Origin of the sequence: Bradyrhizobium genosp. SA-3 (genome assembly GCF_004212635.1) — a bacterium.
Taxonomy (GTDB): Bacteria; Pseudomonadota; Alphaproteobacteria; order Rhizobiales; family Xanthobacteraceae; genus Bradyrhizobium.
The window spans coordinates 20,332-41,744 of record NZ_PSRT01000023.1 but is presented as its reverse complement, the minus strand read 5'-3'; the positions used below and the strand labels follow the sequence as shown (position 1 = coordinate 41,744).

The window sequence follows — 21,413 nt, the reverse complement described above, 5'->3', positions numbered from 1 at the left end:
ATCGGCCTTTACTTTTTCGCGTAGCTCACGCCCATGCCGCCACGGACGTCGCTTTGAATGCCATAGGGCGGGATCGGATAGCGCAGGCCGTTCTTCGCCAGCGCCTTCATGCCCTCAATCGCCTTCGCAAGATGCGAGGGCTTCAAGGCCATCAGCATCTCCTCGTCCGGCACGCCGCCATAGCGCCGTTCGGCATAGCATGGCAAGGACAGGCTGGGCTCCCCGGTCTTGAGCGCCCGCCCCCAGGAATCCGCGCAAGCGGTCTCCCCGACCACGCCCCATTCGAACTTCTTGTAGCCGGTATATTGCAGCCCGTTGATCAGGATGATCATCTGGCCGGGCGTCGCGTAGACGAGGCAGATGTCGGGCGGATCGAGCCGGCCGCTCGCCAGCGGACTGACGGCGAGCGCCTGATACTGCCCGAACGGCACCACGTCCAGCGCCTCCTGGCGCTTGCGTGCATCTTCCGCCGTGCCGTGCCACACGCCGACGTAATTTTCGCCGGCGAGCCATTTTTCATCCTGCGGCGCAAGACCGATCACCGCGCGGCATTGCGCACCCACGAGATCGTCGGCCGTGATGCCGACGGTCCACCCCAGACGCGCGGCCATGCTGACGATCTGGTCGGTGGTGTGGATCGCGTTCGGCCGCCGGATTTTTGGGATCGCCTCCATGTCCGCGGCGCGCGCGAACAGTTTCATGCCGATCACCGTCGTCTTCAGCCGCAGCAGGCCGTTGAGATCGGCGACGAGGCCGGCAAGATCGATCCTGTCCGCACTCTGCTGTTGCATGGCGTCCTCCGAGCCGGCGATCGCGCGCCGTCTGTTCTTGTTTTGCGGCTCTCGTTCTAGTCCTTGGTGGGTCCCGGAAGCAACTCGCCAGTCCTGCCCATCAGACGGTAGGCGACGAGGCCGATCCACTCGCGCACCGCGACGTCAGTTCGGCCAAGGCCGTCCGCGCCCATCTTGGTGAAGGAGAAGAGATCGTCACGTCCGCCCATTCGCCAGTCAACCGGATAGGCTTCGACGTCAAATCCGGCCTTGCGGAAGATTCCCATCGAGCGCGGCATGTGGAAGGCCGACGTCACCAGGAGCCAGCGCTCGCCCGGCTTCGGTGACACCAATTGCTTCGTGAAGATGGCATTCTCCCAGGTGTTGCGGGAGTCGCGCTCGAGGATCAGGCGTTCCTTCGCAATGCCGACATTCTCCAGGACTGGTGCGGAATAATCAGCTTCCCTCGCGTTGGTCGAGACCAGGTTCGACGTGCCCCCGGTGAAGACGATGCGCGCATTGGGATAGCGGCGGGCAAGCTCGGCCGGCGCAAACAGACGATCGGCCGCGTGCGCGACGACCGGCGTGCGATGCGCCGCCGACAGATCGGTGTCGACCGAGCCACCGAGCACGATGATGCCGTCGGGCGCACCGCGCGATGGATCCCAGGGCGCAAAGCGCGACTCCAGCGGATAGATCAGGAGATTGCCGAGCGGCGAGAACGCCGCGAGCGCGAGCAGAACCAGCGTCGTCACGGCGAGCTTGCGGCCGAGCGCGGCAAAGCGCGTCGCCATCAGCACGACAGACAGGATTCCGAGCTCGGCCAGGAGATTAATCGGCAGCAGCGCGACGCCGAGGGTCTTGGAAAGAGCGAAAAACAGGGGAGCCTCGCTGAAATGATCGTGCCTGTCATGCGCGGGCTTGACCGGCCCGGCCTTCTTCAGAAATCTTCTTGAAAGAGGATCGATCGTCGGGTCAAGCCCGCGGCCGATGAAACCAACCGGACGCGGCAAATGACCCATCATCACCTGCATTCCAGCCCCGAAACCTGTCATTGGGGCTTCTTCGAAGCCGCGCTCAAGCCCGTCCTCACCATTGCCAGCGGCGATGAGGTGACGGTCGACACCATCAGCGGCGGTCCGGACATGCTGCCCGATCGCAACAAGTTTCACATTCCGCCGGAGATGTTCGAGGTTCACGCCAGGAACGAGCGCATGCTGCCCGGCCACATCCTCACCGGCCCGATCGCGGTCGAAGGCGCCGAGCCCGGCGACGTGCTCGCGGTCGAGATCCTCGACGTCCAGCTCCGCCAGGATTGGGGCTGGAACATGATCAAGCCGCTGTCCGGCACCCTGCCCGACGATTTCCACGAGACGCGTATCCTGAACATCCCGCTCGACCGGTCGCGGATGGTCGGTCGCATGCCATGGGGCCTGGACCTGCCGCTCAAACCATTCTTCGGCGTGATGGGCGTGTCGCCGCCACCTAGCTGGGGCCGCATCTCCTCGCTGATCCCGCGTGCCATGGGCGGCAATCTCGACAACAAGGAGCTCGGCGCGGGTGCGACGCTCTATTTGCCGGTGTTCGTGCCGGGCGCGCTGTTCTCCTGCGGCGACGGCCACGGCGTGCAAGGCGACGGCGAGGTCTGCGTCACCGCGATCGAGACTGCACTCCGGGGCCGCTTCCGCCTGACCCTGCGCAAGGACCTCAAGTTCGACTATCCCCGCGCCGAGACGGCGACGCACTACATGACCATGGCGATGGACCCCGACCTCGACCAGTGCGTGGTGCGCGCGCTCCGCGACATGATCGCGCTGCTCGGCGAGACGCGAAACCTGTCGCGTGAGGACGCCTACACGCTGTGCAGCCTGGCCGCCGATCTGCGGGTGACCCAGACCGTCAATGGCGCCAAGGGCATCCATTGCATGATCGAAAAGGCGATCGTGCACGGCTGAGCCAGCCACTCTTCCCTGACGTGTCGATGCATCCCGCCGCCCGGCCGTTCGGGCGGCGCGCCGCGCCATGCCCGAACTTCTCAAGCGATTCCAATGGGCTGATGCATCGGCCTAGCCCGGATTTGACTTCCGCCCTCGAACCTAAATAGAGTCTTAATCGTTACTTTTATGTACCCGAGTAAGAGGCTAGCGTTCGGGCCATGGCCACCGAAAAAGCCGAGACTGACCGTATTCCCGTAACCTTGGCGCTCTCGACCATCACCTATCTGGAGAAACTGGTGAGACAGGGCACCCACGGCACCAGCGTCCCCGGCGTCGCACGTACCTTGATCGAGGAAGGCATCCGTCTCGCCATCAAGGACGGGCTTTTGTCGATCCGCGACAATGGCAGGACGTGAGCGCGCGCCGGACGTGAGGCGGACCGATCTCGAGAGGCGGATGGCCGACATCTCGCAACCTGGGACCGTTACACATGCCTGCTGTTTCCCCGACTGCTTCACAGACTTGGACCGACGAACGCATTGAACTCTTGAAGCGGCACTTCGAGGCCGGCCTCTCCTGCCGCGAGATCGCCGCCGACATCGGCGTCAGCCGCAACGCGGTGATCGGCAAGCTGTCCCGGTTGAATCTGACGCGAGGCCGGACGGTCGACGACGGCAAGGTTCACGACAGGGGTTCTGGGCCGGCGCGCGCGCGGAGGGCCGTTCCGCGGCTGCAATACGAGATGCTCGCCACGATCTACGGCGAGACCGACATGCAAGTGGTCGCAGAGCCGATCGATGAGGCCAACCGCTGCTCGCTGCTGGAGCTTTCCGAGAATCGCTGCCGCTGGCCAATCTCGACGCCGGGCGAAGACGATTTCTGCTTCTGCGGCAATACTGCGCCCGACGGCCAGTCCTACTGCGCCGGCCACAGCCGCCTCGCCTACCGGCCGAACTCGCGCAGCCGCGCCATGGGCGGCTGAAACTGGCATTCCCAAAACGAAAAACCTCCGGCGGGGCATCACCGGAGGTTTCTGGAGGCTTAGCGTGAAGCTAAGAGCCGCAACTTTCGTAATCGGCTGAGAGCTATATAGCTTAGTAACTCAGGTAAGTAAATAAGTCTGAGGAGGATCGAATCGCATAGCTCGTCTTCATCGGCCGCGTGGAAAGCTGCCGGATTTCCGAATCCCTCTCATCGTAAGAAAAGCCCCGGCGGTTTCCCGCCGGGGCTGCTTCATGTCCGAAGACCGAGCTTACCAGTTGCGCTGGGCGCGCAGCAGCAGGCTGTAGGTGTCCTGGTCCTTCAGCTCATACGTGGCCGCGGGCTTGGCCACGCTCGTGAGTGCTCCGGTCGTGATCACGCCCGAATACTTCTGGTCGAGATGGCTGTAGGTGAAGTCGGCCGAGAAGGTCAGCCCCTTCACCGGCGTCCAGCGGGTGATGACACCGACCTGGCCGATGTTGAAGTCCGGGTTGCAGGTGCCGGTCAGGGTCGCGAACGCGGCGCTGCCGCAGATCAGGCCCTTCGCCGTGCCGCTGTAGTTGACCGCAGCCCACGCGCCGTAGAGCGCCGTGTTCCAGTACGGGCTCCAGTTGTGGGTGTAGGCACCACGGAAGCCGTAGGTCTTGGTCAGCTCGAGGCCGCCGCCGGGGCCGAACACCGCGTCAGACACGCCGGCGAAGCCGATGCTCTGATACGCCGCGTTCGAGCTGCCGAACATCGAGTAGCTGGTCGCTGCCAGCGACTGGAAGTTGTAGCGGCTCGCGCCGTCGGTGTAGACGCCCGAGATGTTGATCACGTCGCCTGCGCCGGTCGGAATGTTCTTGATCGACAGAGCGAGCTGAACCGCCCAACCCCACTTGTCTTCGGGGTGGCCAGTGGTCTCGGTCGCGCCGTAGTAAGCAACATGGTTGTCGTGTGCGGCAACCGAGGCCTGGAACAGACCCCAGGCCTGGTCAACGCGGACCATACCGACGAGGTCGGGAGACCGAGTGCCGCCGATGTCGTTCGAGCCGTAAGCGCCGCCGAGCACGCCTGTCGTGCTCATGCCGGCCGTGTTCCAGAGGTTGGTCGTGAAGAACTGAGTCTGGTCCTGCGCCGAAATCGCCGCCGTCACGCCCTGGCCGAAATCGGCCGTGTAGGTGAACTGGGCGACGCCGTTGGTCGAGCCGCTGCCGCCGACCAGCTGGTCGAAGTTGTTGCCGGGATAGTTGATCCAGGGCGCGTCGAACTGCGACACGGACTTACCCATGGTGAAGCCGGCGAACTGGATGAAGGCGTAGTAGACGCCGAGCGAACCGCCCGAGATGCCGCCGTCCGTCGGGTTGATGGTGGACGAGCCAGCCGTCGTGGCACTGTAGCCGGTCGCACCTGTGGCAGAGCCGGTGCCGACATAGCTGCCGGTCGTCCAGGTGAAGACCGCATCGAAATAGGTGCGGACCACGCCGTACTCGGTCGCGGTGCGCGTATCGATGTTGAGATCCTCACGAGCGCGCATCGAGTAGTAGTTCGTCAGGCGGTTGTTCGCCGCGAAGACGCCGTTGTACTGAGCGCTGTAGTTGCCGCCCGCATTGAGCGCGACTTCAGCACGCAGATAGCCGCCCAGCTTGATGCAGGTGTCGCTGCCCGGGATGTAGTAGAAACCCGCGCCATAGAGCGAACAGATCTTCACGTATTCGACCGCCTTGGCCTTGACCGGAAGATCGGCCGCCTGGGCTCCACCCACGGCGATCAGACCCGCGGCAGTGCCGAGCAAAAGGCTCTTCACTACTTTCATTTTAAAACCTCCAAGTTGCTCATTTTGCGGAGACTGGACCGTGAGGCCCCCCAGATCCCCGTCTCTTCAATCCGCTCGGCCGCTTCGCGCTTCGGACGCACCCGCTTGAAACGCGAGGGACGTGAGCGAACCACCTGCAACGGGACGATCGAGTACCCCCCACCGTCACCGGCCAATATGCCTGCGTCTTTCCGCTAATCAAAATAGTTTATTTAGTCAGCTTTATTGTTTCACTAACCTGTGCCCCGCGCGCAACACCGGGGGGTGAGTCAATCTGCTGAGCTGATCATCTTTGTAATTTCCGTGACAAAATAACTCTGCTCTGCACTTGCCTCAGAGCAGGCTTGCGTGGACTATGGCCTGCCACGAACACTGGCCCGAAGAATCAGTTCACGGGAGTGACGCTGTGTCCGCAACGAGGAAAGAGGGTGCGCGCCTGCGCTCCATCGGAAATCTGGATATCATCAGGCGCTTCACCTGGGAGATATCGTCGATCAACATGTATCTGGAGGAGCTGCGTCAGTTCTGGGCGAGGACGCTCGGCATCAGCGGCCCGCAATGGCTGATCCTGATGGCCATCTCCGACCTCGACAAGGACGACGGCATCCCGGTCAACGTCGTCTCAAAGCTCCTCCACGTCGATCCCTCGTTCGTCACCACCCAGTCCAAGCTGCTCGAGAAGAAGGGCCTGTTGCGCCGTCGCCCCTCGCCGACCGACGCCAGGGTAGTCCGGCTGTCCCTGACCGAGAAGACGCAGAAGCACCTGGCGAGCCTCAACGAGCAGTACAAGACCATCAAGGAATTCGTCTTCCAGGAGTTCGACGAGCATGAGCTCACCGAATTCACCGCCAAGCTCGCAATGCTGAAGTCCCGCCTCGAGAAGGCCTGCGTCCGCCTCACCCTCGACTTCTGACGCGCGCGCCTTAGATCAGATCCGCCCGGCCGCGCCGAGCCGCGATTCGAGCCAGTCGAAGATGTATTCGTTGGCAAGGCTCGGATTGTCCGCATGCGCCTGCGCCGCGCCGGTCTCCGCCGCAGTGAACACCTTCAGCATCACGTCCGAGCTTCCGAGCCGGGATTTCTGGACGAGCTGACGGGCCCGATCGGCCTTGAGCCAGCCGTCCTCGCCGAGCGTGATCAACACCGGGCAGTCGGCGCTGGAAGCCATCAGCGGGGCATGCGGCACCGGGACGATGCTGACGTCGCTCATCGCGAATCGGCTGGCGAAGAAGGCCCGCTCGTGCAGATCCCACAGCCCGCCGTCGCAGACGGCGGCGGCAAGCCGCGGCTCCTGCAACACGGCGCGCGCGACGAAGGAAGAGCCCCAGCCGTCCGCGACGATCGCGACGCGCCCGAAATCGACGTCGCTGCGCGTCTCCAGATAGTCCATGACGCACGGGACCGAGCTCTCGAGATCCCGGCGCCGCAGCAGCACGTCGAGAAAATCGTCGCGCTGGTCGCCGAAGAGGTCCAGCGCCAGCATCGAGAATCCGCGCTCGCGCGCATGCGGCGCGAGCTTGAACAGAAACTCTTCCTTGCGGTGGCCGGGCTCGCCGATGCAGATCACGGTCGGAGCCCGCCCTCTTCCCGACGACGCAGGCAGGAAGTAGCCCTGCAGCGCATGTCCGTCGATCCAGGGGATGGTCACGACCTCGCCGGCCGGGCCGCGCGCGGACAAATAGCGGCGGGCGCACTCCTGCATCGCGAGCACTGCGACCCAGCGGCGTTCGTCGGCCGGGTCCAGCGGCATCGCCGCCGCACCGTAATAGTTCATCGCACGCAGCCAATTGCGCTGTGCCGTCGCCAAATGGCCTTCCGCGAAGGCGGCTTCGGCACGCTGACGGTTGGCCTGCGCCAGCTTCTTCCACTCGCGATGCCAGGATTGATCGTTGCCCCGCTTCAGCTGCCGCACGATCATCAGGCATTCGGCGATCGTGGCGCCGCCCTCCTGGGCCGCGGTGAGCAGCCGCGTGAATTCAGCGGAGATGTCCTCTCTCTCCGGGCAAAGGGTCCAGTCGTCGGAGAGGCATGCGGGTATCATCGGGAGCTACGCTCTATCGTCGCGTTACTCCTGATTGACTAGACTATTTTGGTTCGCCGACCAAGCTGGCGTGCGCCAAATGAGACCCGTTTAAGATCACCATCGCTTGAACGCACGAACGTGTCGCATGCGTGACATTCGAATTCGGCATGAAGCGCTGAACACCGGCAAGAAAATTGGCAAGAGGTGGCACGCATTATCACAGGCGCACCTCTTGCCATGACGATTATCATACCTACATCCCCGCGCCTCTCGAGCGGTCAGCCCAGCCGCCAGCCGACCTCCTGCGTAAAACTTTCGTAGAAGGCGCGGTCGTAGGCCTGCTCCGGCGTGGCGCGCACGCGCTCGTCGAGGCGCTTGGCGTCCTCGCCGACGAGAATGCGCCAACGCTCCGCCTTGACTCCGTCGAGAATGATCTTCGCCGCCTCTGCCGCCGTCGTCGGCGCATCCTCCAGGAAGCTGCGGGCGCGCTCGGCAAACGCCGCCTGGATGTCGTCGTCCGACATCTTGTCGGCATCCGGCACGCCGGCCGCGACCATGCGCTTGCGGGTCAACGCGACCTCGTCGGCATTGAGCCTCTCGGACCCGTCACTGCTCTGCACCTTGCGCGAATTGGAGACGATCGAGGTACCGATGTGACCGGGCATCACCACCGAGCATTTGACGTGCGGCGCGTGCAGGCGAAGGTCGTTGATCAGCGCTTCGGTAAATCCCTTCACCGCGAACTTGGCCGAGCTGTACGCGGTGTGCGCCTGGTTCATGCCGATCGAGGCCCAGAAGCCGTTGGCGCTCGCGGTGTTGACGATGTGGGCCTCGTCCGCGGCGACCAGCATCGGCAGGAAGGTGCGCACGCCGAGATAGACGCCGCCCCAGCAGATGTTGAAGGTGCGCTCCCACTGCTCGCGCGTATTGGTGAACAGACTGCCGCCGCCGCCGATGCCGGCATTGTTGAACAGAAGATGGATCTTATCCGTCTTCTGCTGCTCGGCGAGCTGGTCGCGAAAGCGCCTGAGATGATCCTCGATCGCGACGTCGGCGACATGCGTCGTGACGCGCAGGCCCTGCGGCAGCCTCTCGACCTCGCAGAGCCGCTTGGTCTCGGCCATCGCCGCTTCCGAGACGTCGCACATCGCGACGTTGCAACCCTCGGCCACGAGCTGCCGCGCCAGCTCGCGCCCCATTCCGGTGCCGCCGCCGGTGATGACCGCGATCTTTCCTGCAAAATCTTTCATGGGACTTCGATCCCTCCCCTTGTCGGTATGTTTCTTCGTCGCAGCGCCGCTCACCGGGGGCGCGCGCAAAACTGTAGCAGCACCGCATCCGCAGGTAAAAGCGGCGCCTGCCATGTTCAGTTATTTCGGCGGACGGACTATTGGCCGCTCCGGTGCAATCGTCATGAGGTCGGTACGAGCTGCCTGCCGCGTGCGGGGCTATCGCATGTGAGGCACCTTCCCCCGCGGCACATCCTTCGAGACGCCCGCCGTTGGCGGGCCCTCAGGATGAGGGCGGAGTGCGCGGCCGCAGTTTCAATCACACCGACGCCGTCCAGCCTCATCCTGAGGAGCCCGCCAAAGCGGGCGTCTCGAAGGACGAGGCGCTTGCTCTGTCGTCGCCGGGAAGCTCATGCGATAGCTCTGCCTGCTGCGCGCGGCATGTGAAGCGCCGGCGGCCCGGTGCCGAGACGTGGTCATTCTTTGCTACGGTTCCCGTATTTGTCCGGCTTCGGGTTAGGGGGAATTTTTTTACAATCCGAATCACCCAATGGAAGTGGACGCTGGGGCGATTCGGCCGGGCCAGCGTGTTGTTTGCGTGTCACAGGCTCTGGCACTCCGCTTGCATCCTCTTCGTGGTCAGAAACAACCGATGAGGTGACAGGAATGTTCGTGACCGTCGTTGCCGTGCTCTGCCGGCTAAGCGCAATAAGCTCAGGCAGTTGCGTCGAGGAAATCGTGACCGACAGCAACATGACGCCCGAGATGTCGATGATGCAATGCGCGATCGGCGCACAGGCCCCCTTGGCGAAATGGATGGGCGAGCATCCGATCTATCACGCCAATTGGCGCCTCGAGCGCTACAAATGCGTGCCGGGCCACTACGAGATCAAGGGCCACGCGTAGGCCCGTAGAACTACGACATCGAGGAAACGCCCCGGAGGCGCGCCCGTTCTCCCTCCGCATGAGCTCTATACCGCCACCCTCATTGAGCCGCCGCGCTCTGTGACAACGATCACGCCCTTCCTTTAAGCCACTGCGCGCAAAATGAGCGCACGCGCACGTCGCCCCTCCGGGGTCGGCATCAGCGCATAATTGTGCGGCTGGTCACGGAGCAGATGCAGCTCGACCGCCACACCCACTGCCCTCGCCCGCTCCGCAAGATCGACGCTGTCGGGATACAGAAGGTCGCGCGTGCCCGAGAAGATCGTCATCGGCGCGAGCGCGCGGAAAGCGCCGTTGAGCGGACTGACGAAGGGATGACCGACATCGAGTTCGCCGGCATAGAGCCGTCCTGCCTCGACGATGCCCGGAATGTCCTGAATGGGATCGCGTGCCGCAAGCGCCACCTGCTCCGCACGGCTGACCGAGGCATCGGCCGCGGGCGAGATCAGCACCAGGCGGGCCGGCTGCCGGTGCCCACGATCGCGCAGCCACTGACAGGCGGCGAGCGCAAGACCGGCGCCGGCGGAATTGCCGACCACCGTGACCTTTGCGGCCCCCGCGTCTTCCAGCAGCATGCGCAACAGCTCCGCCGTCGCCGGCACGATCTCCTTCGCGGTCGCGCGCGGCGCCAGCGGATAGATCGGCACGACGCAAACGACGCGCGCCTTCCGCGTCATCTCGCCAATGAAGCGCCAATGCGCCGGCACGATCTCGTTGATGAAACCACCGCCATGCAGGAACATGACGTGATTGCAGCCCTCATGGCCCGACGACGGTGCGGTGTAGTACACAGGCCAGCCGCCCATCTTCGTCAACGTCACCTCGACGCCGCGGCCCAGTCCCGTCGGCTCATACGAGGCCGGCTGTAATGCGAGCTTCTGAACACGCGCCTGCACGGCCTCGGCTGAGGCAAGCTGCTGCTTGAACGGAAGCTGCCGCAACAGCGCATTGAAGCAGCGGCTCTGCAAGCTCGGCGCGGGATCTCCGCTGCGCAACGCGCCGAAGTCAGGGCAAAACTGCAGGGACGACAACATCTTTGCGACGCTCATGGCCACCTCTCCGCCTGGCTTGATCTCTCGGGGCGACAGAGACGCTTGCCGACCCGCCGCCATATGTGGATATAATGCGAGCATTCGCTCGCTTTTCCTACTCGCATTCGGATCTCAAAGCCATGGCGCGCAAACCGCCGACAAAACCCCGGAAAAATGCCTCGCAGGCGAGATCCCGCGCCACCGTCGATGCGCTGGTCGAGGCAACCGCTCGCATTCTGGTCCGCGAAGGCTTCGAGAAAGCAAGCACCAACCGCATCGCCGAAATCGCCGGCGTCAGCGTCGGCTCGCTCTACCAGTATTTTCCGAGCAAGGAGGCCCTCGTCGCCGCCGTGATCGAGCGTCACAATGAAGAGATCATGGGCCTCGTCCGCGCCGCGCTCGTCGAAGTCGCCGACCTGCCGATCGAAAATGCCGTGAGAAAACTCGTCACCGTCGCAATCGAAGCCCACCGCATCGACCCGAAGCTGCACCGCGTCCTCGCCGAGCAGATCCCGCGCACCGGCCAGCTCAAAGACGTCGAAGCCTTCAACCGCGAGGTCCACGCTCTCGTGCGCACCTATCTCGAAAGCCGCCGCAAGGAGATGCGCAAGATCGACCCGGCCCTGGCGACGTTCATCTGCGTGAGCGCGATCGAAGCGGTCGCGCACAACACCGTGCTGAACCAGGCCGAGATGCTGTCGGAGAAAATGGTGCGGACGCTGGTGGACGAGACGACGCGGATGCTGGTGGGGTATTTGCGACCAACCGCTTAGCAGTCGATATTGCAAGCGCTCATTGCTAGAGCGTCGACAAGTCCCAGAAGGTTATCGATCTCTACCTTGCCCGACGAGCGTTTTGGCAGCTAACGCAAATTGCGAAGCTCGAGCAGTTTCGAGATCGAAGGACTACGCTATCGGAGAAGCCAAGCAGCGGCTGCTGGACGCGGCAATCTCGTGCCTTCGGGTTGCAGATCTACGGCGTGATGCGCCGCAGCGAGACAACTGCTTGCTGCGCTGCGCCTAAGTACTCTCGGAACTACGCATCGAACCATCGGTATGCACTCACCTTTGTCTGCACGAGAATGCGTGTGCAGGAACACAGGCCGATGAGTTTGCATTGTCCATCAGTTTTCATGCGTGAGGCCGATCATGCAAGTTCTTTGTAGAATGATCACGATTGCAACAATCCCAGCTTGGATGGCGATCTACTCGACTCCTGCTGTCGCGCAAACCTTCGATGAGAGGTGGTTCATCATTCCAAAAGCTCACGCGGAGCCAGCTCCTGAAGGGCTCGACCAGACAAAGAAGGACGAAACGCAAGCGCCACCTTCGACCCCACAGCAAGCCCAACCTCCGACTCCGGAAGAGCCCTCGAAAGACCGTTTCGGAGCCCAATCTTCTAATCGAGTCTTTTCCGGCAAAGCCTCCTACTATTCTTATTTCAAAGGCAAGACTGCGAGCGGTTCATCGTTTGATCGTAATCGGCTAACAGCGGCGCACCGCCGCCTGCCTTTCGGCACCAAGTTGCGCGTCACTCACGGCAGCCGAAGCGTCATCGTTACAGTCAATGACCGCGGTCCGTTCGTCCGCAGTCGTGTCCTCGACCTTTCGCTGGCTGCTGCGCGCAGCTTGGGGATTACGGATCGTGGCGTGGCTCAGATTCGTGCCGAGGTGTTGTGAACACACAACCGGCGCCGAAGCGAAATTGCCTGCAATTAAAAGAACTCCGACGCTAATGCGCCATCATTCAGAAATTGCGGTGATAGTGCACTTATTTGGATCGAGGTAGAGTCCTCCGACATGATGTGGAAGGCGCGTTAGATCAGTTGAAGCACTGTCACCGCAATTCCCAATTCAAGTTCAAGATCGACACGAAGCCCTGCGATGACGGTTGGGCACCTACAGCATGCGAAACTACCGGCGAGTATCCACGTCGGGCCCCGCACACTCACCATCAACCATCCCCTTCGCCGGGAAGCTGAATGGACTTACAGCGAGGTCCAAAGGATCATGCGAGCGTCAGCAATGTCGCCGGACGCGCAAAAGTGATCGGGTAACTACTAGCTTTGCTTCCCTTGCATGCAAGCGATCACGAACTGTCGCGGTCCATTAGCTCCCTTCGCATTCTCCATCCCCGAAGTGAAGCCGCGATCCTTAGCTAGCTGTCTGCATTTCGCGAGTTTTGCTTGATCCACCGAGCCTTTCGGAGCGGTGCCTTGCTGCGCTTGTGCGGACGCTACACCCATTACCAAAACAGGGACGAAAATTAATCTTAACATAATCGGCTCCCGCTCCATTTAAACGACTAAAATTAACTAGAATTAAATCGAATGTCGAATCATTACCGATCCCGCCCTGGGAAATTCGCTGGTCAGGGCAGCGCGAGTAAGTCAGCGCTGACTCACATTCCGCAAGTAATTCAATGGGTTGACGCGATTCCGCGAATATGAATCTATGGCGGCGCACCGCTAATGGTGGGCTAAAGGGAATTGCAATGCCATTGATTGCCGACGAAAATTACACCGAGCTCGTGCGCAAACTCACCGACCGGATGACCGGCGATGCCTGTCACTGTAATTATCGTGTCTCACTTTAGGGGTGCAGTCCAGCAATGTCACCGTAATTCCGGGCTGACGCGTGGGCCCGTCCTTATTCCTAAAATCTAGTGGCTTACCTCAACTCGCTCTTGGCGGAATCTCTCTCCCATCGGCACGTTCGCGAGGGTCATCTGGGCGGCCGGATCACGGGCGCGAAGAAAAGGCCTCAGCTCCGGGCAATGGGATGAAGCTGAGGCCTCGAAAAAGGGCCCCAGCTCGCGGGGATATTTGGCGGGATTGGAGCTGGGGCCACTCGGGGTCACCCTTGGGGAAGGGTATCGGGAAAACTTGGTAATCGCGGGAATGTTCCTGTCCTAATTTCAGGCATAAAGCGATCGCGGGACGACTACGTGCGACTAGCGGGTCCGCCGCCGTCTTACTAGCCAGTACACGCCGTATCCAACCGCAAGAAGGGGAAGACCTGCGCCCGCGATCGGCCCCGGGGCGCCACTGACATGGCCTGGCTTATTTTGGCCGGGCGCGTTGGGACAATTCCCGTTGCCGTTGCAAGCCGAGGCAGGTGACACGGTCATCGCCAGAGTCAGAGCAAATGCCGCTGCGGAAAGAACGCCCAAGGTGATCTTCATGAATATCTACTCTCCTAGGTTGCGCTCCCCCGAGCAGCCTGCGAATTAAATGAGAGTTTATCTGGCATTTAAAATTTAAACAATAATCCAAGTTAATCGGCATTGTGTCTGGATGACGCAGCGAACGCTTCGTGAGAACGAGAGCGTGCGCCTCCTCTCTCGAAACGGCACCGACTGGACGAAGCGCTATCCCTAGATTGCTGAGGCCGCGCTGAAGAACCGGCAGAAGCGCTTTGTGATCGATGGCGAGGCCGTGATCCTCGGCGTGGACGGCATCAGCGACTTCAACGCTCTGCACAGCCGTCAACACGACCATGAGGTGCAGCTCTACGCCTTCGATATCCTCGTGATGGGCGGCGATGATCTGCGGTCCCTGCCCCTCCACCTGCGCAAAGCAAATCTGCAGCAGCTATTGGCCCGCCGGCCGGATGGGATCAGTGTGGCACCCTTCGAGCGCGGCGAGATCGGGCCCGACTTATTTCGGGCGGCTTGCCGGATGGGACTTGAGGGCTTGGTCTCCAAGCATCGCGATCGGCCGTACCGAGGCGGTCGGCAGAAGCACTGGATCAAGGTGAAGAACCGCAGCCATGCTGCGATGGATCGGGAGTTATGATCTCCGTCTCGCCGACCCTTTCTACTCCGATAGGCGAAAGGAACGCAGTTCAGTCTAGGCGGTTTTGCTCGCATAGCCAGGACGAGATGCGGCAGATGCCTCGGGCTAAAGCTCACGCCTCTGCTATTCTACGCGAATATCACGAAGCCGAGACAGAATTGATCGGTAAGGCGGTGGTGCTCACGGACGGCACAGCAGGGACTGTCGAGGAATTGTACTTGGACGAAGCGCACGGCTTGCGTCTTTCCATTGCTGGCCATCCCGGAAAGTGGCCCGTGGCAACGATTAAGCTGGCGCAGAAGTGACCTTGGTGCTGCTGCGCTGTGGCAGGCGTTTCATCTGGCGCGGACAGCCGACATGAGCGGAGGCAGCTGCGTTGTTCAGTTCAAGAGGCGATCTTCTGCTCAGCCTCAAGGACGAGTTCGCGAAGTGCTTCCAATTCGGCAATCTGAGCAGCGAGCGCTTCGAAGCGGTGCCGAAGAACAGCGGCAGCGGCATCCGCTCGACCGCCGCGATTGCCCGCCTCGGGCAAGTTGGCCCATTCGAAGGGAGCGGCCGATCGCATTGACGCTGGGGAATTCTGGAAATGATGGAGACCAGTCATGGCCGGACCTTCCAAGCAGGCGCAAGGGAAATGGAGTAGGCAGGCCGCGCCGCGCTTTTTGCATACCGAGCCAACAATTAAATCACATCACAAGTCAAAAAAATAAATAAGTTAATGCGAATTAATCACGAATTATAACACTCTCGCCGGGGCTCTGTCGTACCTTAGTGTTTTATCCCCGGTTCCTTCCAGTCTGCTCTCTGGCGAAGCTGTTTAAGCCGCTCCTCAAGGTCGCGCTTTGCTGCGATCAGTCTGACTGCTAGGATCTGACCCACGTCGGTGTGCAGCGCCCACAGCTCATCAATGGACATCGCGTCAAGGTGATCTCGATCCATGCCACCCGGGTCCCTGCCCCAAGATGCGTGGCTGAGGGAGATGCCCAATGTTCTAGGCTCCAAGCCTCAGGCACGGGCACTGTACAATTAACGCCCCAATATTAAATCATATTAAATAAATAATATATAGTCAATTTTATGACCGCCCACCCGCAATCGCTTTAAAAGGGGGCAGCAGAGTAACGCCGCCCCCAGCATGAGACAGCTCAAGAAACTGATCGATTGCTACGACTGCGGACACTCGGTCTCTGGGAACGATGCTGCCTGCCCAAGTTGCGGGGTCAAGGCAGCCGTTTGGTCCTCCGATCCTGGATCGTAAGCGATCGCCCATTCACAACGTTGAGGCGCCCAACGATCGCAATATGATCGTTATTGCTGGAGCACTTGGCGGGCTTGGTGCGGCTTACGGGATAGCGACAAGTTCAGGGCCATGGATGGCGGCGCTGTTCGCGATCGCATACGGCACTGTCGGCATTTTGGTTGGCGTGCCTTTCGCCGGCTTTCTCAACCTCACTCGCCGGCTTTGGCAGTAGCGACGACCTGAGACGTTAAGCGACTCTTAGGAAATCGGCCCATCATCATGCTATCGACGAACCCGCCAAAGGCTTGATTGCCTGCGGCGCGTCCTTCGGCGCGACGTTCTGCAAAAGTTTTGCGTGATCTGAGTTAGTTGACGCTGACTTGCATTTCGCGCCACCCGAACTTGGCGAGCGTGCCGACGCTTCGCAAATGGCGCACTCCGAATTCCGCGCATTACCAACATGGGATACGGAGCCGGCTGTCGGAGATACTTCCCATCACGACACCGCTGGCATGATGACATCATGCCCCTGTTTTGCCCGACGCGTCAAATCGATTCGGAAAAACGTTATTCTCCAATGACATCGCTACTGTGCATGGGGCTGTTTTTCGACTTTTTGATGCACCGGCCGCCGAAGCGGCCAGCGCTTCTGGTCACACGCATCCGTCGCGGCTGGGAGCAGCCCCCACACCGACGGTCAATCCACCCGACAGATGAGTTGGAAAAAATGGTCGGAGCGAGAGGATTTGAACCTCCGACCCCTAGTCTCCCAGTTATACGCGACCCGTTTTATAGCCATTCCAGACGTTGGACGAAGCGCAAAAAACATCTGTGAATCAAACGTTATCCAACCAATGACCGCTTGCCTTTTCTAGGACAATAGTCAGAGTGCTGGCTACATACTGGCTATAAATTTGGTGGGGCATGGCGACGATTAGGATTACGACCGATAGCGTAGCGGCGCTGATGAAGTCCGCTGTTCCGAACAAGACAACCTACTATTTCGACGACGATCTTGCCGGCTTCGGTCTCTACAGGACGACCACGGGCACCGGCACCTACTTCGCGGAATTCCGCCCCGTGGCCGGGGGATCCAAGAAGCGGCTGAAGCTAGGGCGGGTTGGCACTCTGAAGGCCGCTGAGGCCCGCGAGGCGGCCCGTAAGGCGATTGCTAACGCGGCGCTGGGAAAAGACCTTGCTCAGAATAGGAGCGACGAGCGGGCCAGCCTGACGGTTGAGGAATTGGTCTCCAAATACATCGACGAGTACGTGGCCGAACACAAGAAGGCGTCAACCGCCGGGCTGTATCGAATGCTGCTGAAGAAGCACGTCAAACCTCGGATGGGCTCGACCAAAGCCGTGGTGCTAACCAGGGTTGACGTACAGCGCGCGCACGCACTGATGACGCGCGAGGCCCGCGTATCCGCTAATCGGGCGATCAAGCTCGTGTCTGCGGCCTACGGTTGGGGCGCACGGCACGGCCACGTGCCGGAAGGTACGAATCCGGCGTCCGGCGCCAAACTGAACGAAGAGGAAGGCCGCGAGCGCTATTTGACGACCGCCGAGCTGCTGGCGATTGGCAACGCCATGATAGAGGCCGAGACCGTTGGCCTGCCAGTAGATGCCGGCGAGGCGAAGCACGCGCCTGTCGGGCAGCTTGTGAAAATGTCACCATACGCCACCGCCGCAATCCGGCTTCTTATGCTGACCGGCGCGCGCTTGCGGGAGATCCTGCACCTGCGCTGGGATGAAGTCGATCTGCAGCACGGTGTGTTGCGGTTGCCCGACTCCAAGACCGGCAAGAAAATGATCTACCTGCCAACCGCCGCCATCGAGATCATTAAGGGCCTGACCAGGCTGGGCGCATTTGTGATTGCGGGTGAATCGGCCGCGACTAAGAATGAGAAGCCGCGCGCAGACCTCAAGCGCCCATGGACTGCCATTTGCAAGCGGGCTGGTGTGACTGGCGTCAGGATCCACGACCTGCGGCATAGCTTTGCCAGCGTCGGAATCGGCGATCAGATGGGCCTGCCTGTGATCGGTACCCTGCTCGGTCATGCCGACCCGAGCACCACACACCGGTACGCCCACTTGGCAGACGAGGCCGCGCGCCGTGCTGTTGAAGCTATCGGAGGCAAGATCGCTGCTGCGCTGAACGGGAAATAGCCCACCAATGAAAAGCCGCAGTGCGGTCACAGTCCCACTGCAACTAAGGCACTTCACATTAGAAACAACGCGCTCGCGGGCCGCATTAAACGAAATGGCGGAATCGTTCGGCAACACCTTCACCGTTGTTCAAGTGACGGCGGACGACACAACAACGCAAATTTGGATCGCACTCGCCAAACCGAGCCAAGCGATAACACTTGTCCTCGCCGCCGTTCCTGAGGGATGGACTGCGGAGGTGCTAAATGTTGCTATGTCGCCTAAGCAGCAGCGCTTATTCGAACAGCTTAACCTGCAGCCTGGGGACGTTCATAGGTTGGATAAGTGAGGATCTAGGCCTTTAGGTCGACTTACGCCGCTCGCGCTCAGCGTCGTTCGCCGCCTTGAGCCGGTCTCCAATGTAATCCGAGATTTCGCCAATTTCGGCCTGCAAGTCGGCCTCTGAAATACCCTGCCCCTTGGCAGCCTCAATAAGACGCCGGCTGAGTTCCGCCACATCCTGAGATGCGCCGGCAGTCCGATATTGCTCGACAGCGTGGATGCTGTTCTCGGTCCAGAAATCGATAAACTCGCGAGCCTTGCTCACCGCACTCCCCTAAAGGCAGCCTAGCCAGCGTTAGCGTCAGTCGGCAAAGAGAGCAAGCAAAGCGCCCCACTCTCGCGAGTGAGGCGCTTCGATGGATCGGGCCTCGGCGACACCGAATTGCCGTCAGCTAAGGGCGTGTTATACAAGCGGGGTAGAAACCGGTCGGTCGTACTGGTCGGCGCTACCGTGCGTAGAAACACGCCTTATTGGGAAACGGGTCGGCACATTGTGTCGGCCCGTTTTTCGTGGAGCTACAGCGCGGCATCCTCGCGGAGGCGCCATGACGATTAGACGCCTCAGGCCGCCGCGCCCCAGCCGCTGCGCGTCAGCGCGCAGGCTTTCGCGGATCGCATCCAGCCAGCCCGTGGTGGGATCAGTAGTCAGTTCGTTGATAAGGAGGCACGCCTTCGCGCCAAACTCAGCCCAGCTCGCCGATGGCGTACTGATGATTTCCTTCTGTATGCCTGCAGCTGCATCACGCAAGCCGTCACTGGCTGGCGATGAAATCTGACGGCGGGCGAGGTCGGTGATGCTGCGGTGCGTGTAGAGCAATTGCAAAACGGTGGTAGATTCGGTGGCAGCCATGGCGAAGAAGATCCTTTCTCGCTGCGGTTAGGGCCGGTGCGAGAGTTGGCGCTTTCGCCCGGCCTGATTTTGTGTTATCACTTAATCATGGCAGAGTCAATTAGAGTTAACACAAAAAGGCGCGGTCGCCCGGTGACCACTGGCAAGGGTACGCTTGTCGGTGTGCGCTTCCTCGATGATCCGCTCGCAAAGCTGGATGCATGGATCGCCGGACAGGGCGGGGGCATGACTAGGCCAGAGGCCATCCGCAGGCTGGTGGAGCAAGCGCTGCGCACCAAGCCCAAGGCCTAAACCCTCAAGTGGCTGTGTGCAGCAAGGTTTATGTTTGCCACTTCCATCCGCGTGCCGGAACTTTACAAGTGGCGTCCCGTTGCAACCTGATGCCCCGCATGACATCACGATCCTGGACGCCAGAGCAAATCGACTTCCTTCGGAGTTCGGCTGAAACCGGCGTTTCGGTTTCTCGCACCTCGGTCGTGCTTAAGCGCTCTGTGCAGTCCGTCCAAACGAAGGCGCGCGAGATTGGCGCCCCATTTCCAACGATGCACCAGGTGCGACGTAAACGGCTGGCCGACGAGGCGAAGGCCTTGTCGGCAGAGGGCTTGCCTCTTCCCTAAGCCTCAAGGCCCGCAGCGTGAACCTGCCGCCAGCCCGTCCCCACCCCGTGCTACGCGTACGGTGGCACTTCCACCAGCGTGCCGATCAATCGCAACAGTGCTTGCTGTTCGGGTCCCTTCCGGTCACGCAAGAACTCGCCGAGTTCAATGTGCGAGAGTCGCCCTCCGGAGGGGGCATTCGGCTGATGGATGATGAATGCGTAGCCGTTCGTCGGCTCCCGCCCTAGGAACCAGGAATCACCGTTCGGACTGCGATAGAGCTCGCGACGTTCGGACATGGGACTCTCCACTCGCCAAAGGCTCCCCAATAAGGCTCGCGCCGCGCTAAAATGCCACGCGGTGTTAAGCCGAAACATCAGGACAGCCCGGCTTTGACGTTGACCTCGCGAACTTCCCCCGATCGTAAGCCCACTGTCGCAAACTCATCTTTCGCCATAAGCCCGCTCGGACTAGCCGCCCAGCCCTCGGGGACGGCGTCCAACACCAGTTGGACAGCCGCATCTTGATCTGGGGCGACCGCCAACCAGTATCGATTTTGACCGTCGTCGGTGGTCACCCGAACAAGATGGATTTCCATGCACTGCAATTCTCTTGGGCGGGTTTGGTTTCAATACGCGAAGCGGCCTGGCAGGCCATGGGAGAGGGGCACCGCTAAAGAATAGTTGCTGTCCCCTTCCCTGCGCTCCACGATGAGCGTTGGAGGCGCAGCACAATGGCCAAGCGATCTACGAAGCGCAGCCCGCCAAGCACGGCGGACAATCCAATCACCGTCGCCAGGCTGGAATGGTGCCTCGACCGGCTCGCTCTGGTCATGCACCGCGCCGGCAAAAAGGCGGAAGTATACTTGCCGATTTACGAGCGCCTTGAATCAGAGCTTGCTGCATTTGAGGCCAGGGAAGCTAAGTTGGAGCGAGCCCGCGCCCGAGCCGCGCGCGTTCTGAAGGATCTCCAGATCAAGGAGTAGTTCGCCCAGACGACTAGGTTTCGGCCAGTCGCGCGGCGGGACTACACACCAACAACCACGTGCCGCGCGATCTCTGCCCCAGCGCTGTCAACCACTATTACCACGGTGCTGTTAGCGGGATCGTACTCGGGATCGCCGCCAATATCCCGAGCGACACGAGCGCCATACTGCCTCGCAAGATTGGCCGAGCCGAACATCTCCCCCGCATCGTCCGCCTGTAATTGCCCCTTGTGAATGATCGGAAAATAGTAGCGCTGCACAGCGATGGCCCTCGTCTTTTGGGCGATCATGCGCCATCTCGGGATGGGCCGAACCTGTCAAAAATGACAGGTGCGTAGCGGAGATCCTGTGTCAGGTCACCGTGCCAAGCAAAATCCAGTTGCCCAGCCTCCTCCCCACTCTGTAAAGTTGTCGTGGGTCCGGGGGATTTCAATGGGATTATTCAAATCGAAAGAGAGCTGGGAGCGCACGTTCCGGCTCAGAGGCCACTACGGCGCTTCCAAGGGATTACTTGCCGTACTTTTCTGGTTCTGGGGCGTCATCGGACTGCTATTCAATGCCGGCACTCTATTCGGGCTCACCGGCAATATTGGCGTCGGGACTTCCGCCTATTTGACTGCAACGTGCCTGGTGTGGATCGGCGGTATGGTGCTGTTTGGTATCGGCGCCCTACTCGCTCACACAGATTTTGATGGTGAGCGGCCGATTGAGGAAGACTACGGCGACGTTCGCGTTACTCGGTAGTCCG

The 21,413-nt window shown here is 61.0% G+C and carries 27 protein-coding genes; 16 read left to right on the top strand and 11 right to left on the bottom strand.

Translation table 11 applies throughout. The features are described from left to right. Positions 1-8 precede the first annotated feature (8 nt). Together CWO91_RS10385 and CWO91_RS10380 are read right to left on the bottom strand one after the other, a co-directional pair. Positions 9-791 carry a DUF169 domain-containing protein gene (locus CWO91_RS10385; protein WP_130213375.1) on the bottom strand — a complete coding sequence of 261 codons (783 nt, stop codon included), beginning with the start codon at positions 789-791 and terminating at the stop codon, positions 9-11. A gap of 56 nt (positions 792-847) precedes the next feature. Then, positions 848-1,615 (bottom strand): YdcF family protein, encoded by a 768-nt coding sequence (locus tag CWO91_RS10380; RefSeq protein WP_165405348.1) that lies wholly within the window; start codon positions 1,613-1,615, stop codon positions 848-850. Between the two features lie 168 nt (positions 1,616-1,783). Here CWO91_RS10380 and CWO91_RS10375 point away from each other — a divergent pair, with 168 nt between their 5' ends. From CWO91_RS10375 to CWO91_RS10365, 3 genes are all read left to right on the top strand, one after another. After that, the gene (locus tag CWO91_RS10375) at positions 1,784-2,725 is read left to right on the top strand and encodes an acetamidase/formamidase family protein (RefSeq protein ID WP_130213374.1); all 942 of its coding nucleotides are present in this window, start codon (positions 1,784-1,786) and stop codon (positions 2,723-2,725) included. Positions 2,726-2,925: 200 nt separating this feature from the next. Then, complete coding sequence (locus CWO91_RS10370; RefSeq protein ID WP_007603456.1) at positions 2,926-3,123, top strand: hypothetical protein; 198 nt, start codon at positions 2,926-2,928, stop codon at positions 3,121-3,123. 74 nt (positions 3,124-3,197) lie between these two features. Next, positions 3,198-3,689, top strand: a complete 492-nt coding sequence (locus tag CWO91_RS10365) for a GcrA family cell cycle regulator (RefSeq protein WP_130213373.1) — start codon at positions 3,198-3,200, stop codon at positions 3,687-3,689. Positions 3,690-3,959: 270 nt separating this feature from the next. Here the strand turns inward: CWO91_RS10365 and CWO91_RS10360 are convergent, their stop codons facing one another. Further along, the gene (locus CWO91_RS10360) at positions 3,960-5,483 is read right to left on the bottom strand and encodes a porin (protein ID WP_130213372.1); all 1,524 of its coding nucleotides are present in this window, start codon (positions 5,481-5,483) and stop codon (positions 3,960-3,962) included. 406 nt (positions 5,484-5,889) lie between these two features. Between CWO91_RS10360 and CWO91_RS10355 the strand changes: the two genes are divergently transcribed. Beyond that, positions 5,890-6,396, top strand: a complete 507-nt coding sequence (locus tag CWO91_RS10355; RefSeq protein WP_164935046.1) for a MarR family winged helix-turn-helix transcriptional regulator — start codon at positions 5,890-5,892, stop codon at positions 6,394-6,396. 15 nt (positions 6,397-6,411) lie between these two features. Here CWO91_RS10355 and CWO91_RS10350 read toward each other — a convergent pair whose 3' ends face one another. Then, the gene (locus CWO91_RS10350) at positions 6,412-7,524 is read right to left on the bottom strand and encodes an alpha/beta hydrolase family protein (RefSeq protein WP_130213370.1); all 1,113 of its coding nucleotides are present in this window, start codon (positions 7,522-7,524) and stop codon (positions 6,412-6,414) included. Between the two features lie 260 nt (positions 7,525-7,784). Continuing rightward, positions 7,785-8,756, bottom strand: coding sequence for an SDR family NAD(P)-dependent oxidoreductase (locus CWO91_RS10345; RefSeq protein WP_130213369.1), 972 nt, complete (start codon positions 8,754-8,756; stop codon positions 7,785-7,787). A 717-nt stretch (positions 8,757-9,473) separates the two neighbouring features. Between CWO91_RS10345 and CWO91_RS10340 the strand changes: the two genes are divergently transcribed. Continuing rightward, positions 9,474-9,641 carry a hypothetical protein gene (locus CWO91_RS10340; RefSeq protein ID WP_231088410.1) on the top strand — a complete coding sequence of 56 codons (168 nt, stop codon included), beginning with the start codon at positions 9,474-9,476 and terminating at the stop codon, positions 9,639-9,641. Between the two features lie 122 nt (positions 9,642-9,763). On the opposite strand, the gene CWO91_RS10335 is transcribed toward CWO91_RS10340, so the two are convergent. Next, positions 9,764-10,729, bottom strand: a complete 966-nt coding sequence (locus CWO91_RS10335) for an alpha/beta hydrolase fold domain-containing protein (RefSeq protein WP_165405344.1) — start codon at positions 10,727-10,729, stop codon at positions 9,764-9,766. A gap of 122 nt (positions 10,730-10,851) precedes the next feature. Between CWO91_RS10335 and CWO91_RS10330 the strand changes: the two genes are divergently transcribed. From CWO91_RS10330 to CWO91_RS10300, 8 genes are all read left to right on the top strand, one after another. Then, on the top strand, positions 10,852-11,484 hold the full coding sequence (locus CWO91_RS10330; RefSeq protein WP_165405343.1) for a TetR/AcrR family transcriptional regulator: 633 nt from the start codon (positions 10,852-10,854) through the stop codon (positions 11,482-11,484). A gap of 393 nt (positions 11,485-11,877) precedes the next feature. Beyond that, complete coding sequence (locus CWO91_RS10325; RefSeq protein ID WP_245471197.1) at positions 11,878-12,390, top strand: septal ring lytic transglycosylase RlpA family protein; 513 nt, start codon at positions 11,878-11,880, stop codon at positions 12,388-12,390. Between the two features lie 1,700 nt (positions 12,391-14,090). Continuing rightward, on the top strand, positions 14,091-14,507 hold the full coding sequence (locus tag CWO91_RS10320; protein WP_349643570.1) for a DNA ligase: 417 nt from the start codon (positions 14,091-14,093) through the stop codon (positions 14,505-14,507). A 95-nt stretch (positions 14,508-14,602) separates the two neighbouring features. Continuing rightward, a complete protein-coding gene (locus tag CWO91_RS44155; protein ID WP_091893378.1) occupies positions 14,603-14,812 on the top strand; it encodes a PRC-barrel domain-containing protein in 210 nt (69 codons plus the stop codon). 71 nt (positions 14,813-14,883) lie between these two features. Then, complete coding sequence (locus tag CWO91_RS10310; RefSeq protein WP_130213366.1) at positions 14,884-15,075, top strand: hypothetical protein; 192 nt, start codon at positions 14,884-14,886, stop codon at positions 15,073-15,075. Between the two features lie 733 nt (positions 15,076-15,808). Beyond that, positions 15,809-15,979 carry a hypothetical protein gene (locus CWO91_RS42835; protein ID WP_165405342.1) on the top strand — a complete coding sequence of 57 codons (171 nt, stop codon included), beginning with the start codon at positions 15,809-15,811 and terminating at the stop codon, positions 15,977-15,979. A gap of 734 nt (positions 15,980-16,713) precedes the next feature. Beyond that, on the top strand, positions 16,714-17,913 hold the full coding sequence (locus CWO91_RS10305) for a tyrosine-type recombinase/integrase (protein ID WP_165405341.1): 1,200 nt from the start codon (positions 16,714-16,716) through the stop codon (positions 17,911-17,913). Between the two features lie 7 nt (positions 17,914-17,920). Then, positions 17,921-18,241: a hypothetical protein gene (locus CWO91_RS10300; RefSeq protein WP_245471196.1), complete on the top strand. Its 321-nt coding sequence runs from the start codon at positions 17,921-17,923 to the stop codon at positions 18,239-18,241. Positions 18,242-18,253: 12 nt separating this feature from the next. Here the strand turns inward: CWO91_RS10300 and CWO91_RS10295 are convergent, their stop codons facing one another. Together CWO91_RS10295 and CWO91_RS10290 are read right to left on the bottom strand one after the other, a co-directional pair. Continuing rightward, positions 18,254-18,499 carry a hypothetical protein gene (locus CWO91_RS10295; RefSeq protein WP_130213364.1) on the bottom strand — a complete coding sequence of 82 codons (246 nt, stop codon included), beginning with the start codon at positions 18,497-18,499 and terminating at the stop codon, positions 18,254-18,256. 138 nt (positions 18,500-18,637) lie between these two features. After that, positions 18,638-19,084 (bottom strand): hypothetical protein, encoded by a 447-nt coding sequence (locus CWO91_RS10290; protein WP_130213363.1) that lies wholly within the window; start codon positions 19,082-19,084, stop codon positions 18,638-18,640. A gap of 132 nt (positions 19,085-19,216) precedes the next feature. Between CWO91_RS10290 and CWO91_RS10285 the strand changes: the two genes are divergently transcribed. Next, a complete protein-coding gene (locus CWO91_RS10285; RefSeq protein ID WP_245471195.1) occupies positions 19,217-19,375 on the top strand; it encodes a hypothetical protein in 159 nt (52 codons plus the stop codon). Positions 19,376-19,751: 376 nt separating this feature from the next. Here the strand turns inward: CWO91_RS10285 and CWO91_RS10280 are convergent, their stop codons facing one another. Beyond that, the gene (locus CWO91_RS10280) at positions 19,752-19,979 is read right to left on the bottom strand and encodes a hypothetical protein (RefSeq protein ID WP_130213362.1); all 228 of its coding nucleotides are present in this window, start codon (positions 19,977-19,979) and stop codon (positions 19,752-19,754) included. Positions 19,980-20,056: 77 nt separating this feature from the next. Then, entirely contained in the window at positions 20,057-20,278 is a 222-nt protein-coding gene (locus CWO91_RS10275; protein WP_130213361.1) for a hypothetical protein, read from the bottom strand. A gap of 135 nt (positions 20,279-20,413) precedes the next feature. Between CWO91_RS10275 and CWO91_RS10270 the strand changes: the two genes are divergently transcribed. Continuing rightward, a complete protein-coding gene (locus CWO91_RS10270) occupies positions 20,414-20,665 on the top strand; it encodes a hypothetical protein (RefSeq protein ID WP_130213360.1) in 252 nt (83 codons plus the stop codon). A 41-nt stretch (positions 20,666-20,706) separates the two neighbouring features. Here CWO91_RS10270 and CWO91_RS10265 read toward each other — a convergent pair whose 3' ends face one another. Next, positions 20,707-20,955, bottom strand: a complete 249-nt coding sequence (locus tag CWO91_RS10265; protein ID WP_245471194.1) for a DUF6894 family protein — start codon at positions 20,953-20,955, stop codon at positions 20,707-20,709. Positions 20,956-21,097: 142 nt separating this feature from the next. Here CWO91_RS10265 and CWO91_RS10260 point away from each other — a divergent pair, with 142 nt between their 5' ends. After that, the gene (locus CWO91_RS10260) at positions 21,098-21,409 is read left to right on the top strand and encodes a hypothetical protein (RefSeq protein ID WP_130213359.1); all 312 of its coding nucleotides are present in this window, start codon (positions 21,098-21,100) and stop codon (positions 21,407-21,409) included. Positions 21,410-21,413: the final 4 nt, after the last annotated feature.